The sequence below is a fragment of the Streptomyces sp. NPDC004721 genome, from assembly GCF_053601495.1.
The window spans coordinates 105,553-120,241 of the sequence record NZ_JBSGBZ010000023.1; the positions used below are offsets into that span (position 1 = coordinate 105,553).

Annotated in this window: 14 protein-coding genes and 1 pseudogene; 4 read left to right on the forward strand and 11 right to left on the reverse strand. The window is 72.9% G+C overall.

Annotated features, from left to right (window positions below; translation table 11 throughout):
- Positions 1-128 precede the first annotated feature (128 nt).
- Together ACWEK3_RS22190 and ACWEK3_RS22195 are read right to left on the reverse strand one after the other, a co-directional pair.
- Positions 129-629, reverse strand: a complete 501-nt coding sequence (locus tag ACWEK3_RS22190) for a GNAT family N-acetyltransferase (protein ID WP_453250405.1) — start codon at positions 627-629, stop codon at positions 129-131.
- A 95-nt stretch (positions 630-724) separates the two neighbouring features.
- A complete protein-coding gene (locus ACWEK3_RS22195; RefSeq protein WP_365418135.1) occupies positions 725-1,129 on the reverse strand; it encodes a DnaJ family domain-containing protein in 405 nt (134 codons plus the stop codon).
- A 100-nt stretch (positions 1,130-1,229) separates the two neighbouring features.
- On the opposite strand from ACWEK3_RS22195, the gene ACWEK3_RS22200 reads away from it, so the two are divergent.
- Complete coding sequence (locus ACWEK3_RS22200; protein ID WP_453250406.1) at positions 1,230-1,622, forward strand: hypothetical protein; 393 nt, start codon at positions 1,230-1,232, stop codon at positions 1,620-1,622.
- Positions 1,623-1,665: 43 nt separating this feature from the next.
- On the opposite strand, the gene ACWEK3_RS22205 is transcribed toward ACWEK3_RS22200, so the two are convergent.
- Both ACWEK3_RS22205 and ACWEK3_RS22210 read right to left on the reverse strand, forming a co-directional pair.
- The gene (locus ACWEK3_RS22205; protein ID WP_450541029.1) at positions 1,666-2,337 is read right to left on the reverse strand and encodes an O-methyltransferase; all 672 of its coding nucleotides are present in this window, start codon (positions 2,335-2,337) and stop codon (positions 1,666-1,668) included.
- A 281-nt stretch (positions 2,338-2,618) separates the two neighbouring features.
- Entirely contained in the window at positions 2,619-3,983 is a 1,365-nt protein-coding gene (locus ACWEK3_RS22210) for an MFS transporter (protein ID WP_453250407.1), read from the reverse strand.
- A 412-nt stretch (positions 3,984-4,395) separates the two neighbouring features.
- Here ACWEK3_RS22210 and ACWEK3_RS22215 point away from each other — a divergent pair, with 412 nt between their 5' ends.
- From ACWEK3_RS22215 to ACWEK3_RS22225, 3 genes and pseudogenes are all read left to right on the forward strand, one after another.
- Complete coding sequence (locus ACWEK3_RS22215) at positions 4,396-6,453, forward strand: bifunctional glycosyltransferase 87/phosphatase PAP2 family protein (RefSeq protein ID WP_453250408.1); 2,058 nt, start codon at positions 4,396-4,398, stop codon at positions 6,451-6,453.
- Positions 6,454-6,597: 144 nt separating this feature from the next.
- The gene (locus tag ACWEK3_RS22220; RefSeq protein WP_450541035.1) at positions 6,598-7,158 is read left to right on the forward strand and encodes a cysteine hydrolase family protein; all 561 of its coding nucleotides are present in this window, start codon (positions 6,598-6,600) and stop codon (positions 7,156-7,158) included.
- A gap of 85 nt (positions 7,159-7,243) precedes the next feature.
- A pseudogene (locus tag ACWEK3_RS22225) lies at positions 7,244-7,457 on the forward strand (Scr1 family TA system antitoxin-like transcriptional regulator); the annotation flags it as partial.
- Between the two features lie 167 nt (positions 7,458-7,624).
- Here ACWEK3_RS22225 and ACWEK3_RS22230 read toward each other — a convergent pair.
- The 7 genes from ACWEK3_RS22230 to ACWEK3_RS22260 all read right to left on the reverse strand — a co-directional run bounded on the left by ACWEK3_RS22230 (position 7,625) and on the right by ACWEK3_RS22260 (position 14,595).
- Positions 7,625-8,158: a PH domain-containing protein gene (locus ACWEK3_RS22230; protein ID WP_453250409.1), complete on the reverse strand. Its 534-nt coding sequence runs from the start codon at positions 8,156-8,158 to the stop codon at positions 7,625-7,627.
- A 62-nt stretch (positions 8,159-8,220) separates the two neighbouring features.
- Complete coding sequence (locus ACWEK3_RS22235) at positions 8,221-8,904, reverse strand: YoaK family protein (RefSeq protein ID WP_453250410.1); 684 nt, start codon at positions 8,902-8,904, stop codon at positions 8,221-8,223.
- A 113-nt stretch (positions 8,905-9,017) separates the two neighbouring features.
- A complete protein-coding gene (locus ACWEK3_RS22240) occupies positions 9,018-9,914 on the reverse strand; it encodes an ECF transporter S component (RefSeq protein WP_450541040.1) in 897 nt (298 codons plus the stop codon).
- The gene (locus tag ACWEK3_RS22245) at positions 9,911-11,608 is read right to left on the reverse strand and encodes an ABC transporter ATP-binding protein (RefSeq protein WP_450541041.1); all 1,698 of its coding nucleotides are present in this window, start codon (positions 11,606-11,608) and stop codon (positions 9,911-9,913) included. The genes ACWEK3_RS22240 and ACWEK3_RS22245 overlap by 4 nt, the downstream gene beginning before the upstream one ends.
- The gene (locus ACWEK3_RS22250; protein WP_453250411.1) at positions 11,605-12,741 is read right to left on the reverse strand and encodes a CbiQ family ECF transporter T component; all 1,137 of its coding nucleotides are present in this window, start codon (positions 12,739-12,741) and stop codon (positions 11,605-11,607) included. The genes ACWEK3_RS22245 and ACWEK3_RS22250 overlap by 4 nt, the downstream gene beginning before the upstream one ends.
- Positions 12,734-13,378, reverse strand: coding sequence for an SCO2322 family protein (locus ACWEK3_RS22255; RefSeq protein ID WP_450541045.1), 645 nt, complete (start codon positions 13,376-13,378; stop codon positions 12,734-12,736). Before ACWEK3_RS22255 ends, ACWEK3_RS22250 begins: the two co-directional genes overlap by 8 nt.
- Positions 13,375-14,595: a prenyltransferase/squalene oxidase repeat-containing protein gene (locus ACWEK3_RS22260; protein WP_453250412.1), complete on the reverse strand. Its 1,221-nt coding sequence runs from the start codon at positions 14,593-14,595 to the stop codon at positions 13,375-13,377. Before ACWEK3_RS22260 ends, ACWEK3_RS22255 begins: the two co-directional genes overlap by 4 nt.
- Between the last annotated feature and the right edge of the window lie 94 nt (positions 14,596-14,689).

Here is a 14,689-nt window from a genome sequence, read left to right on the forward strand (position 1 = left end):
CGGTGACCGCCGACCCCGGCCGTGGCCGGCAGCCACCGGCCTGGGCGCTCAGCCACCGGCCAGGGCGCACGGTCACCCGCCGGGGTTCTCGGCCACGGGGCTGGGCGCTCGGTCACCCGCCGGGGTCCTCAGCGCAGGGCTTTGCCGAACCAGTGCTCGGCGTACGGATCGTCGTTGTGTCGTCCGTTCTCCGTGTAGCCGAGCCGGGCGTACAGGGCGCGGGCCTCCGCGAGGTCGCTGCGGGTGTCCAGGATCATCCGCCGGGCGCCGAGCGCGCGGGCGGCGTCCTCGGCCGCGGTGACCAGGAGGGCGGCGCCGCCCTTGCCCCGCATCTCCTCGCGCAGGAACACCCGGGTGAGTTCGGCCCGCTCCGCGTCCAGCAGCCGTATGCCGGCGGTGCCGGCCGGGGTGCCGTCGTACCGGGCGAGGAGCAACTGCCCGGTGGGCGGGGCGAGTTCGGCGCCCGTGGTGGCGGCGATCTCCCGCTCCAGCTCGTCGGGGTCGGTGCGGCGCCCCTCGTGCAGCAGGTACCAGCGGTCGCTGACCTCCGTGTAGTACGCGCGCCACAGCGCCGCAGCCACGGGGGAGTTGAAGGGCTCGGGTGCGATGGTCCAGGTCACGACCGACATTGTGGGGACGAGGAGGGCGGCGGGCGCAACCGGTTAAAGCGCGCACCGAACGCCCCACGTGCCACGGGGCCGGGAGGCCGGTCGGGCGTCAGGGTCTACTCGGCCGTCCCCCGTCGCCTTCGCCACTCCTGGACGATCTCCTCGACGTCGTACCGCTTCAGGCCCAGGGGTGGGCCCGGTGGGGGTTTCAGCATCATGTCGAGGATCTTGGTGTTGATGTCCGCGATGACGGCGCGGACGATCCGTTCCGAGGGGGCCGCGAGGGCCGCCGCGAGCGCGTCCTCTGCCTGCTTGCGCAGTGCGAGCGACGGCGGCAGGTAGGACAGGCCCTCGCGGGCCATCTTCCGTTTGACCCACCACAGCTCGTCGTACGTCATGTCGTCCGGCAGCGGCTTTCCCGCGCCCGGCAGGCGGTCGAACTCTCCGCGTCCCTGCGCGTCGCGGATCTGCTTGTCGACCCAGGAGCCGAACGCGACACCAGGTGGCTTTCGCTCGGTCATGGGTCCATTGTGCCGGACGCGGCAGGCCCGGGCGTTTTATCATGCGGCGGCGGTACGGCAATCCGGCCACCGCGCGAAGGACGTCTCAAGGGGAACCCACGTGCTCGAACTGACCATGGCCTCCGTCTCCGGGACGGACGCGGGCGCCACGGCCGGGATGCTCATGGCCGACGCTCCCAGCGAGCCGGGTGCCGCGCTGCGGGTGGGCCGGGACCCGGCCGTGTGCCGCCTGGTGACGCCCGAGGACTGGCTGTTCGTCTCCCGGGTCCACCTGGACTTCCAGTGCGCGGCCGACGGCACCTGGCAGGTCACCTGGCTGCGCGGCTCCCAGCCGGAGCCGTCGTCCGAGGTCCGGCTGACCATCGGTGAGCACACCCAGCCGCTCGCCTACGGCGGGACCGTCGCGCTGCCCCGGGGCGGATCCGGCGAGATCGTGGTGCAGGACCGTACGAGTCCGCGCAGCGTCAACGTCGGGTTCTTCCACGAGGCGTGAGCGCCGCGCGAATGGCGGAAGGGCGGCAGGTCACTCCGGCCAGTCACTCCAGCACTCGCGCCAGCGCGAAGCCGTCGTGGCCCTTGGTACCGACCGTCTGGATCGCCGTGCCGTCCAGCCTGGGGTGCTCGGCGATGAGTTCGAGGGCGGCCCGGGTGCCGAGCACGCTCGGATCGGTGCTGGTGGGGTCGGTGACGTGGCCGCCGCGTACGACGTTGTCCAGGACGATCAGGCTGCCGGTGCGGGTCAGGCGCAGGGCCCACTCGACGTAGTGGTGGTTGTTGGCCTTGTCGGCGTCGATGAAGACCAGGTCGAAGGGCGGCGGGTTCTCGTCGGCGAGCTGGGGCAGCGACTCCAGGGCCGGACCCACCCGCACTTCGGCGACCCGGTCCAGACCGGCGCGCGCGATGTTGCGGCGGGCCACGTCGGCGTGGCGCGGGTCGTACTCGAGGGAGATCAGCAGTCCGTCGGCGGGCAGCGCGCGGCCCAGCCAGATGGTGCTGTAGCCGCCGAGCGTGCCGATCTCCAGGATGGCGTGGGCGCCCTGGACCTGGGCGAGGAGATGCAGCAGCTTGCCCTGGTTCGGGGTGACGTTGATGCGCGGCAGCCCCTCCGCGTCGCTGTCGCGCAGCGCGGCCTGAAGGGATTCGTCCTCCGGGGAGAGCAGACTGGTGAAGTAGGCGTCCACGTCGTCCCACAGCTGCGAGTCGCTCATGCACCAAGCCTTTCGTATGTCTAGTTAGATTCTCTAACTAGCCGGGCTAACGAATATAGCCGGGTGCGGTGGTGGTGTCAGGCAATGTCAGTCGTTCGGGGGCGGCCCGTGGGTCCGGGCTGCTGCCTGAGGGCCGTGACGGCAGCGGCCTTCGGGACGCAACGGCAGCCGCCGGGCTGCGACGGCAGTCGTCTTCGGGACGCAACGGCACCGCCGCCCCCGGCAGGAGCCGGAGGCGGCGGTGGAAAGTCGAGTGGGCCGGGCGGCCGGAAGGAGGGGGCTTACGCCTCCACCGACGGCGCCGACCCCGGCAGCGGCCGGCCCGCGGACTCCGCCATGAACCAGACCGCCACGCCGCCGATCAGCGAGGCCGCCATCATGTAGTAGGCGGGCATCATCAGGTTGCCGGTCGCGCCGATCAGGGCGGTGACCACCAGCGGGGTGGTCCCGCCGAACAGCGAGACGGAGACGTTGAAGCCGATCGACAGCGAGCCGTAGCGGACCCGGGTCGGGAACAGCGCCGGCAGGGCGGACGGCATCGCGGCCGTGAAGCTGACCAGGAGCAGGCCCAGGGCGGCCATGCCCAGGCCGACCGCCGCCAGGCTGCCCTGGCGGATCAGCAGCAGCGCGGGGATCGACAGGAACAGGAAGCCCGCGCAGCCGGCGGCGATCATCGGACGGCGTCCGACGCGGTCGGTCAGCGCGCCGGCGAACGGCTGGACGATCATCATCAGGGCCATCACGCCGAGCACGACGACCAGACCGTGCGTCTCGTCGTACTTGAGCACGCTGGTCAGATAGCTCGGCATGTACGACAGCAGCATGTAGTCGGTGACGTTGAAGACCAGCACCAGGCCCACGCACAGCAGCATCGCCTTCCACTGGCCGACGATCATCTCGCGCAGCGGCACCTTCGGGCGGTTCGACTCGCACTTCTCCGCCTCGGCCGCGAACGCCGGGGTCTCCTCCAGGCGCATCCGCAGGTAGAGGCCGATGATGCCCATGGGGCCCGCGATCAGAAACGGGATCCGCCAGCCCCAGGAGGTCATCTGGTCCGAGGACAGCAGGGCCGTCATCAGGGTGACCAGGCCCGCGCCGCCGATGTAACCGGCCAGGGTGCCGAACTCCAGCCAGCTGCCGAGGAAGCCGCGACGCTTGTCCGGGGCGAACTCGGCGATGAAGGTGGACGCCCCCGCGTACTCGCCGCCGGTGGAGAAGCCCTGCACCAGCCGGGCCACGAGCAGCAGCAGCGGCGCTCCGACGCCGATCGTCGCGTACGACGGGATCAGGCCGATCGCGAAGGTGCCCACGGCCATCATGATCATGGTGAAGGCCAGCACCTTCTGGCGGCCGATGCGGTCGCCCAGCGGGCCGAAGACCATGCCGCCGAACGGGCGGACCAGGAAGGCCGCGGCGAAGGCGCCGAACGTGGAGAGCAACTGCGCCGTCGGGTTGCCGGAGGGGAAGAAGACCTTGCCCAGCGTCACCGCGATGTAGCTGTAGACACCGAAGTCGAACCACTCCATGGCGTTGCCCAGCGCGGCGGCCTTCACGGCGCGCCGGACGAGCGCTGGGTCGGTGACGGTGGTGTGGCGGCTCTTGGTGAGGGAGACGGACCGTGGCGCGGTGACGGTGACAGCTGACAAGGCTTCGCTCGCCTGCCTTTCGACGGGGACAGAGACCAGGCCCGTGCGGCGGCGCTGACGCGGGGGCCGAAAGTAGCCCACCTGGGCAGGCCGAAAATCGACCATACGACTGTCTGTGTCCGTTACGCACCGTACGCACGTCGATGCATACTGCACCTAAATGTTCGATGTGCAGGCACTTAGTCCCCGCACGGACCGTGATTCCCCGCTCCGCACTGTGATCCTTCTCGCGCCCCGGCCGGGGAACCGAACCCTCCGCGCACTATCGTCATCTGGACAAAAGGCGAGCGGACGCCAGGTGAATCGGGGGTAGCCGCGTCCTTCTCCGGGGAGGTGCGAGCCTCTCGGGAATGGCGAATGGGTTCCCGGCGCGGGAGCGCGCGGGACATACGGGGCGGGAGGCCGAGAGGGCGTGGCGAATGCGGAGCGCAGTGGGGGGCCGGCGGCGGCGTTCGGAGCGGCGGCGGACCCGGCCACGGCCCGCCTGCACGCGACCCGCCTGGGTCTGTGGCTGATCGCCGGGATCCTCGCGATACGGCAGGTGGCCGTCGTCCTCGGCACCCCGCGTGGCAGCCGGCTCACCGACCTGGAGACCTGGGTCGGACCGAACGGCGTCCTGCACGTCAAGGGGTCGCTGTACGAGTCGACGGAGTTCACCGGCACCCCGTTCGGCGGCCTCGTGCTCAAGCCGCTGACCAGGGCAGCCGAGCAGGCGCTCGGCTGGGGATGGACCTTCGGCACGCTGCTGCTGGTGGTCGCCCTGGGCCTGATCGCCGCCCGCGCCCTGCCCGATCCGGTCGGCCGCCGCACCTCCCTGCTGGCCGCGCCCGTCGCGATCAGCCTGCTCATGCTGTCGCTGCCGGTGCGCAACACGCTCTGGCTCGGCCAGACCAGCATCATCCCGGTCCTGCTCGTGCTGCTCGGCTGCTTCGTCGTACGCGGACAGCGGGCCGGCGGCGCGCTGATCGGCCTCGCGGCCGCGCTGCAGCCCACGGTGCTCCTCTTCGCTCCCCTGCTGTGGTTCACCCGGCGCCGGCCGGCCGCCGTCTCCGGCGCCGTCACGTTCGCCGCGTGCACCGCGCTCGCCTGGGCCGCGATGCCGCACGACTCCTACACCTACTGGGTCCACCACATGGCGGGCGTGGGCCTCGGCGGCCGCGCCGATGCCCTCGCCAACCAGTCCCTGCACGGCGCCCTGCTGCGGCTCGGCCTGACCGGCCCGCTGGAGATAGGCCTGTTCCTGCTGCTGGGCGCGGCGGTCGCGGTGCTCGGCCTGCGCCGGGCCGTGCGCTACGCCCGCGACGGCCAGCTCCTGCTCGCCGTCGCTATCACCGGCTGCGCGGCGATAGCCGTGTCGCCCACCACCTGGCAGCACCAGCTGCTGTGGGTGCTCCTCGCGGTCGTCGGCCGGGTCGGCCGCCGCGCCTCCGACCGGTACGTCTGGCCGGTCGCCGTCATCCTCGTCATGACGCTGCCGGCGACGATGATGCTGCCGCACATCGCGGCCCTGAACCCGCTGCGGGACAACATCGTCCTGCTGGCCGCCCTCGCCGCCGCGACGGTCGTGCCGTTCCTGTCCCGCACCTCGGAGCACTACGCCTCACCCGTCCCGACGGAGTACGCGCCCCCGGTCCCGGTCCGCTTCCGACGGGTCCCCCTGCTCCCCTTCCTGCGCCGGGTCCTCACCCGCCCGAACCTGTTCCTCGAACTGCTCCTCATACGCGTCACCTACGCCGCCTACCAGCAGGTACGCCTCGCGGCGACGGGCGGCACCATCTCCGGCGGCCGGGCCCGAGCCGAGCAGCACGGTCACGAGATCCTCTCCCTCGAGCGCTTCCTGCACATCGACATCGAGCACGCGGTCAACCACGCCGTGGTGAAGATCGGCTGGCTGCGGAACTTCTTCGACTTCTACTACGAGTCCTTCCACTTCGCCGTCCCGCTGACCGTCCTCGGCGTCCTGTGCTGGCGCCACCCCGTCGACTACCGCTGGGCCCGCGCGGCCCTCGGCTTCGCCACCGTCCTGGCCCTGGTGGGCTTCTGGCTGTACCCCCTGGCCCCGCCCCGCCTGATGCCGACCCTCGGCATCATCGACACGGTCCACGGCGTCCAGGACTTCTCCCAGCCGGACTACGGCACCCTGACGTCCCTGACCAACCAGTACGCCGCGATGCCGTCCCTGCACTTCGGCTGGTCGCTGTGGTGCGGCGTGGTCATCGCGGTCGTCGCCCCCAAGTGGTGGATGAAGGCCCTGGGCCTCCTCCACCCCCTCTTCACGGTCTCGGCCATCGTCGCCACCGGCAACCACTGGGTGCTGGACGCGGTGGGCGGCGCGATCGTCGTCGGCGCGGGCTTCGCGCTGGCGTATGCACTGCAGGGCCCCCGGGCGCGGGCGGCGACGGCCGTCGCGGTGGCCGGTGAGCCGGCGCTCGTGAAGAAGGAGAAGGACAAGGAACGGGCGCCGAGCTGACGCCGCGAGGACGGCCGTACGTCTGGCGTGCCGGCACCGGCCCGGCGGGGGCTCGTGTCCTGGACTTGGCTGCCGGCCGCCTTCATTGTCAGTGGCCGGGCCTAGGGTGAGTGCGGACAGCCCTGGTACGCGCAAGGGGGAACGATGACCACACTTCAGGACCGGCCCAGCACCGCGCTTCTCGTCGTCGACGTGCAGAACGACGTCGTCCACAAGGCCCACGAGCGTGACACGGTCGTCGCGAACATCGCCGCTCTGGTCGAGCGGGCCAGGCAGGAGGGGGTCCCCGTCGTGTGGGTCCAGCACGCCGACGAGGAGCTGGTGAGGGACAGCGACGGCTGGCGGATCGTCCCCGAGCTGACGCCGCGTGAGGGCGAACCGCTCGTCCACAAGAACTACGGCGACTCCTTCGAGGACACCACCCTCGAGACCGTGCTGTCGGGTCTCGGGGCCGGCCGGCTCGTCGTGGCCGGGGCGTCGACCGACGCGTGCGTCCGCTCGACACTGCACGGCGCGTTCGTCCGGGGATACGACACGATCCTGGTCGGTGACGCCCACACCACGACGGACACGACGGCCTGGGGCGCCCCGCCGCCGGGCCAGGTCATCGCCCACACCAACCTGTACTGGAACTACCAGGCGGCACCGGGACGCACGGCCGGGACCGTCGAGACCAAGGACGTCGACTTCGCCGGCGCCGGCTGATCCTGGGGTCGGTGACACCACTCGCCGCCCCGAGTCCGGGGTGGTTCACCGCGGTGGTGACGGGGCTGTTGCCCCTCACCTCTTTCACTTCGCCGGAGACCCCGACATCGTTTATACGGAGGGCTACGGCAGCGGGCATCCGAGCGCCGATCCGGGCACAGTCATGGACTGTTCGCTCCGTTAAGATCACCTCCAGGCCGCCGCGCTTTCGCTCAGGGATTCGGCGGAGCTGATCCGGCACGTGATGGAGGAGCGTTATGGGGAAACAACGTGGTGCCGACGGGAATCCAGTGGCGTAAGTCGTCGTACAGCGGCGACCAGGGCGGCAACTGCCTTGAAATCGCCGAGATGCCGGAGGCCACCGTGGCCGTACGGGACTCCAAGACCCCCGCCGGCCCGGTGCTCACCCTCGCCCGCCGCCTTCACCGAGTTCCTGTCGTGGGCGGCTGCGGACGCCGACTGATCGTCAGCCGGCGGCCGGCGGTACCTGCCCGCCCCACTGGTGGCTGCGCTGCTCGTTCTCCACGGCCTCGTAGATCAGGCCCTGGAGGCCCTCCGGGTCCGCGACGTGCTTCAGTTCGAGCATTCCGTGTTCCGAGGCCGACTGGACGGTCAGCGTCCCCTCGTGCAGGATGCGCTCCCACAGCGTGGCTCGGAACTCGACGTCGTTGACGCGGGTCAGCGGGATGCTGTGCCCCGTCTTCGTCAGGAAGCCGGTGCGCACGGAGACCCGCTTCGTCGTGACGATGTAGACGGTGCTGCGCCAGATCAGCAGCGGCCGCAGCCAGAACCAGACGGAGATGATCACCGCCACGCCCAGGACCACGTACCGGGCCACGGTGCCCCAGTCCTTGCCGGACGGAATCACCCACGCCAGCGCCAGCGCCACGGCCCAGACGAGGACGAGCACGACGAACTCGCCCACCATCTGGGTCCAGTGCTGGCGGGTTGCATGTATCAGTTCCTCGTCATCGGCGAGATGACGGTCCACGTTCACCATGGGCGGCATCCTGGCACATCAAGTGCCGTACGAGTACGGCCCCTCCCACCCGGGGGACGCCGTCATTCGCGTCCCGACGTCACGACGGCCAGGACACCCGACAGCACCGCCGCGATCAGCAGCGGGATGCCCAGGCCCTGATGGATCACCAGCCAGGCGCCGAGGACGGCGCCGGCCAGCATCGCGATCACGGAGGCCGTGCGGCGCGGGGATCGGAGGCCGGTGCCGCCGCCGGCCCTGGAGTCGGCGGCGAGACTCGTCAGGGTCCTGGTCAGGACGGTGGTCGTCAGGTCGGCCACGTCCAGCTTGATGACCGTCGCGTTGCGCAGGCCCATCGCGAAGGCGGTCAGGGCGATGACGGAGTACACCATGGCCTCCGTGTCCGGCGCGGCGAAGGCCACCACCGCGGACGCCGCGACCAGTAGGGCCTCGGCGGCGAGGGTCACCCTGGCCCAGGTGCGGCGCGAGCCGGTGCCGTAGCGCAGCGAGACCCGGCCGCCGACCATCGCGCCCAGCAGGAAGCACACGAGGGAGGTGGCGGTGTGCGGCACGGAGAAGCCCGGTGCCCCGGCGGCGGCGAAGCCGAGCACGACCACGTTGCCGGTCATGTTGGCCGTGAAGACGTGTCCGAGGCCGAGGTAGCTGACCGCGTCGATCAGTCCGCTGACCACGGTCAGCCCCAAGAGCACCGCCACCAGGCGCAGTCCGCGTGTTTCGGAGTCGTCCGGTGGCGGGTCCGTCTTCATGGGGTCAGGAAAGCAGAACCGTGGGGCCGTGGCAGCCGGACACGGCGAAGGCGGCGGCCCAGGCGATCGGGGGCCGCCGCCTCCACGAGTGCCGTGAGGGTCTCACTGACCGGTCACGGCGGCGGTGCGTCGAAGGTGACCGGGGCCTCGAAGGCGGCCCGGCGGGTCGCGCGGCGCAGCGCCCGCAGGACGGCGTGGCCGAGGACGAGGGTCAGGACCACGGTGACCAGGGCCCGGCCCAGGTCCCAGCCGAGCGAGGTGGCCAGGCAGTACGCCACGAACCGGGCCAGGTTGGCGGGGACGCCCGCGTGCGGGTCGAAGGCGATGGAGGAGGCGAGGGTGCCCATGAAGGGCCAGCCCGCGAGGTTCATCACGGTGCCGTAGGCGAAGGCGGCCAGGAAGCCGTAGAGCGCGAGCAGCAGCAGTTCCGTGCGTCCGCGCAGCCGGTCGGGGCCCGGCAGCAGACCCGCGCCCATGGTGAACCAGCCCATGGCCAGCATCTGGAACGGCATCCACGGTCCCACCCCGCCGGTGAGCAGCGCGGAGGCGAACATCGTCACCGAGCCCAGGACGAACCCGAAGCCCGGCCCGAGCACCCGCCCGCTCAGCACCATCAGGAAGAACATGGGCTCGATGCCGGCCGTCCCGGCCCCGATCGGGCGCAGCGCGGCCCCCGTCGCGGCCAGCACACCGAGCATGGCGACGGCCTTCGGACCGAGTCCGGACTCGGAGATCGCCGCGGTGACGACGGCGACGAGCAGGACGAGCAGTCCCGCGAACAGCCAGGGCGCGTCCTGCGCGTGCGCGCTGAGCGACGAGGCGGGCGGGGCGAGGAACGGCCAGCCGAACGCGGCCACGCCGACCGCGCTGACCAGGGCGAGCGCGGCGAGGGACCGGGGGCCCAGGCGGACGGCCCGCACTCGCGTGTCGGCACGGCGTACCTTCTCATCGGCAGGACGGGTCTTCGGGCCCGCGGAACGGGTCTTCGCGTCGGCGGGGCGGGCCGTCATGCCAGGGCCTCGCGGACCTGGGTGGCGGTGAGCCACCGCTGCGGGGCCAGGATCTTGGTGACCTGCGGGGCGAACGAGGGGGAGGACACGACGACTTCGGCCGTCGGACCGTCGGCGATGACCTCGCCCTCGGCGAGCAGCACGACCCGGTGGGCCAGTTCGGCGGCCAGTTCGACGTCGTGCGTGGCGAGCACGATGGCGTGTCCCTCGGTGGCGAGCGCGCGCAGCAGGCCGACCAGGCGGGTCTTCGCGCCGTAGTCGAGACCGCGGGTCGGCTCGTCGAGCAGCAGCAGGGGCGGGCGGGCGGCGAGTACGACGGCGAGCGCGAGCGCCAGCCGCTGGCCCTCCGACAGATCGCGGGGGTGGGCGTCGTCGCCGACGCCGGGCAGCAGCTCGCGGACCAGGTCCCGGCAGGTGCCGGGCGCGGCCTGCGCGTCCTGGTCGGCGGCCGCGCACTCGGCGGCGACCGAGTCGGCGTACAGCAGGTCGCGCGGCTCCTGCGGGACGAGCCCGACCCGGCGCACCAGTTCGCGGGGCGTCGTGCGGTGCGGGACCGCGCCGCCCACCCGGACCCGCCCGGCGGACGGCTGGACCAGCCCGACGAGCGAGCCGAGCAGCGTGGACTTCCCGGCACCGTTGCGGCCCATGAGGGCGACGGTCTCGCCGGGGGCGACGGACAGGTCGACGTTCCGCAGGGCCTGGACGCCGGCGCGGCGGACACCGAGGGAGTGGACCTCGGCCACGGGCGCGCCCACCGGGACGGGCTCGGGGGCGGGGCCGCGGCGCAGCCGCCACCGGGGCGCCGGACGAGGGGCCGGACGGGGCGTGGGGACCGGGAGTGCCGTGGCCGGTGCCGTGCCGGAGCGCACGGGCTCCCGTCCGTCCAGCCGCTGCCGCAGACCGGCGGCCCGGCGGCGGGCGTCCCGCACGGTCAGCGGCAGCGGGGACCAGCCCGCCAGCCGGCCCAGGTCCACCACCGGCGGGTACACCGGGGAGACGGCCATGACGTCCGCCGGGGGTCCAAGGAGCGGGGCGGCGCCCGGGGCGGGCAGCAGGACGACCTGGTCGGCGTACTGGACGACCCGTTCCAGGCGGTGCTCGGCCATGAGGACCGTCGTGCCGAGGTCGTGCACGAGCCGCTGGAGGACGGCGAGGACCTCCTCGGCCGCGGCCGGGTCGAGCGCCGAGGTCGGTTCGTCCAGGACGAGGACCTTGGGGTGCGGGGTGAGGACCGAGCCGATCGCGACCCGCTGCTGCTGGCCGCCGGACAGGGTGGCGATGGGGCGGTCGCGCAGGTCGGCCAGGCCCAGCAGGTCCAGGGTCTCCTCCACGCGCCGCCGCATCACGTCCGGGGCCAGGCCCAGCGACTCCATGCCGTAGGCGAGTTCGTCCTCCACGGTGTCCGTGACGAAGTGCGACAGCGGATCCTGGCCGACGGTGCCGACGACGTCGGCGAGTTCACGCGGCTTGTGGGTGCGGGTGTCCCGGCCGGCCACGGTGACCCGGCCGCGCAGGGTGCCTCCGGTGAAGTGCGGCACGAGTCCGCTGACCGCGCCGAGCACGGTGGACTTGCCGACGCCGGACGGCCCGACGAGCAGGACGAGTTCACCCTCGGGCACCTCGAAGTCGACGCCGCGGACGGTGGGTTCCACCGCTCCGTCGTAGGTGACGGAGACATCCTCGAAGCGGATCACGACGGCTCCTTGGGGGCAGGACTGGCGGGTGCGGCGAACGCGGGGGCCAGACCGAGGAGTACGGCGGCGGCGGGCCACAGGGGGAGAGTGGGCGGGACGAGCGGGACCACACCCGGGTGCAGGGCCTGGGGATCGCGGGCGGCGGCGAGCGCCAGCAGGGCCGCGACCAGCATGCCCGACCCGGCGACCAGACAGGAGCGGAGGTTCCAGGAGTCCGGGCGGTAGCGGGTGCGCGGGGAGCGGCGCCCGCCGAGCCACAGTCCGGCCAGGGCGGCGGCGACCCCGGCGAGCAGCACCGGCAGGCCGTAGGTGCCGCCCTCGGCGGTGAGCAGTCCGTACGTCCCGGCGCAGACGCCCAGCAGACCGCCGAGCGTGAGCACGGCGGTGGTCCGGCGGACGGCGGGTGCGACCTCGGCGGTACGGCCGTAGCCGCGGGCGTCCATCGCGGCGGCGAGGGCGACGGAACGCTCCAACGCGCCCTCCAGGACCGGCAGTCCGACCTGCACCAGGCCGCGGACACCCCGGTCGGGGCGGCCCCGCAGCCGGCGGGCGGCACGCAGGCGCCGGCCGTCGGCGACCAGGTGCGGCGCGAAGGTGAGCGCGACGACGACGGCGACCCCGGTCTCGTACAGGGCGCCGGGCAGGGACTTCAGCAGCCGGGCGGGCGCGGCGAGGGCGTTCGCGGCGCCGACGCAGACCAGCAGCGTGGCCAGCTTCAGCCCGTCGTACAGGGCGAAGACGACCGCCTCGGCCGTGACCCGGCCGCCCAGGCGGATGCCCTGCGCCCAGTGCGGCAGGGGGACTTCGGGCAGGGAGACGAGCACGTGCGAGCCGGGAATGGGCGAGCCGAGCACGACGGCGAAGACCAGGCGGATGACGAGGACGGCGAGGGCGAGCCGGACGAAGGCGGTGTAGGACCGGGCGGACGGCGTGTTGGGGCGGCAGCTCACCACGACGTAGCCGGAGACGGCCAGCAGCAGGCCGAGCAGCAGGGGATTGGTGGTGCGGGTGGCCGCGGTGCCGAGGGCCAGAGCCCACAGCCACCAGGCACCCGCGTGGACACCGGCGGAGCCGCGGGCGGGTGCGCCGCCGGCGCGGCCCACCCGCCCGCGGTCCCGCACGGCGTCACGCATCCCTGCGCCGCCGCGCCTGCCAGACGGCCGCCGCGGCCAGCACGACCACCACGGCACCACCGGCGAGGAGACCCACCGAGGGGCCCTCCTCGCGTGGCTCGTCCGCGGCCGGCCGCTCGCTCCTGTCCGCCGCCACCTGCTCGCCGCAGCCCTTCTGCGGATAGCCGGCGATGGCGCACAGCAGGGCGTTGGCGTCGTACCGCAGCGGTTTCGCGACGGCCGCCAGGGCCTCCGCCGTGGTCGCGTCGGACGGCACCCGGGCGCACTCCGTGCGCGGCGCCGGCGGGGTCTCGCCGGCCGGGGCGTCCGCCTGGACGCCGAAGTCGAGGACGAGCGCCACCCGCTTGCTGCCCTTCTCGGCGGGCGTCTTGGCGCAGATGGCCTCGAAGTCGGCCGTCCCGCGCGGCTTGCTCGCGTCCTGGGAGTCCTCGCTCACCGCGAAGCGGAGGCCCTGGACGTCGCCGTCGGAGGGACGCGCGGTCGACGGGCCCTCGGTGGCGTACGTCCACTTCTCGCCGTCGCGGTCCCAGAAGGACCAGTACCGGTAGCCGGTGGCCTGCGCCTGACCGGCACCGGCGACCAGCAGGAGCGCGGCGGCGAGCAGTGGTGCGCACAGCGCCCGGAGCCGGCGGGTCACGACTGGCCCTGCTTCTTCCGGCCGCTCAGCAGGAAGCCGATGCCGACGCCCGCGACGAGGAAGACGCCGACGGTCCACCAGACGCCGAAGGGGGAGTCGCTCTTCGCGGAGTCCTCGGTGTCCTTCTCGGCGGCGGCCTGGGGAGCCGGTCCGGTCGCGTTGAGCCGCTCGACCAGGTCGACACCGCCGAAGTCACGCGGGTCGGCGCCGGCCGCGCGGGCCGCGAAGACGAGCTGGGCGTAGGCGGCGGGACCGCTCTGCTTGGCCCACGCCTCGGAGTTCTTCTCCAGCCACTTCAGCGGCTTCTGTGCTTGTGCCGGTCCGCTCTGCACGGCCAGGGCGACGACCGTGTCGGCGGTGTTGCCGAAGTCGGGCTGGTCGGTGGCACCGGGGAGGGAGGAGGTGAGGTGACCGTCCTTGGCGACGGCCTGCGCGAGGTAGGAGGCGCCGTTGGCCGCGGCCCGGTCGGGGCTGGGCTTACCGGAGTCCTCGCAACGGGCCTCGGCGCCCTTGCCGTTGCCCTTGGGGGCCATGCCCTGCCCGAGCGCGGCGACGACGGCGGCCGCCGTGGCGTCCGCGTTGGCGGCGAGCTTCCCCTTCTTGTCCGGCTGGTAGGCGAAGGCGCCGGCCCCTTCGCCGGAGCACGGCAGGGCGAAGGTGAGCAGGGCGTCGTAGGGGGACTTGCCGTCCTTGACGACGCTCTCCGGCTTCTGCCCGGCGGCGGCGAGCGCGCCGATCACGACCGAGGTCGAGTTGGCGTCGCTGGGCCCGCCGGGCGTGTACCCCCAGCCGCCGTCCTTGTTCTGCACGGACTTCAGCCAGGACACCGCCTTGCCGGTGGCCGTGTCGTGGCCGCCGAGCGCGGCGAGGGCCTGCACGGCGGCGGCGGTGCTGTTGGTGTCGACCATCAGTTTGGCGTCGCAGGCCTTGCCCGGCTCGGCGCGGAAGGCCGCGAAGGAGCCGTCGGCGCACTGCTGTCCGGTCAGCCAGTCCACGGCCTTGGCGGCGGGCCGCACCTCCACGGTGTGCTGCGCGAGCAGCGCCAGGGACTGGCGCCAGACGCCGTCGTACTGGGGGTCGGTGGTGCCGTAGAGCCCCGCCGGAAGAGCCGGAGACGACGGGGACGGGCCGGCGGACGTGTCTGCGACGGCGGGGGCCGCGCTGCCGATCACGGCGACGGCGGCGGCCAGGGCCGCGGCGCTGCGGCGGAAGTTCATGATCGGCGGGTGCCTCTCCCTGCGGGGAGCCGGACAGCACGGGACACCCCGGCGGCTCGGCTCCGTATACCTCGACGGTGCGATGCGCCGGCGG

Coding starts and splice junctions, on each gene's coding strand:
- ACWEK3_RS22230 (WP_453250409.1), bottom strand. CDS start 8,158: ATGGTGAACGTGGACCGTCATCTCGCCGATGACGAGGAACTGATACAT.
- ACWEK3_RS22205 (WP_450541029.1), bottom strand. CDS start 2,337: ATGAGCGACTCGCAGCTGTGGGACGACGTGGACGCCTACTTCACCAGT.
- ACWEK3_RS22235 (WP_453250410.1), bottom strand. CDS start 8,904: ATGAAGACGGACCCGCCACCGGACGACTCCGAAACACGCGGACTGCGC.
- ACWEK3_RS22195 (WP_365418135.1), bottom strand. CDS start 1,129: ATGACCGAGCGAAAGCCACCTGGTGTCGCGTTCGGCTCCTGGGTCGAC.
- ACWEK3_RS22190 (WP_453250405.1), bottom strand. CDS start 629: ATGTCGGTCGTGACCTGGACCATCGCACCCGAGCCCTTCAACTCCCCC.
- ACWEK3_RS22240 (WP_450541040.1), bottom strand. CDS start 9,914: ATGACGGCCCGCCCCGCCGACGCGAAGACCCGTTCCGCGGGCCCGAAG.
- ACWEK3_RS22260 (WP_453250412.1), bottom strand. CDS start 14,595: ATGAACTTCCGCCGCAGCGCCGCGGCCCTGGCCGCCGCCGTCGCCGTG.
- ACWEK3_RS22220 (WP_450541035.1), top strand. CDS start 6,598: ATGACCACACTTCAGGACCGGCCCAGCACCGCGCTTCTCGTCGTCGAC.
- ACWEK3_RS22250 (WP_453250411.1), bottom strand. CDS start 12,741: ATGCGTGACGCCGTGCGGGACCGCGGGCGGGTGGGCCGCGCCGGCGGC.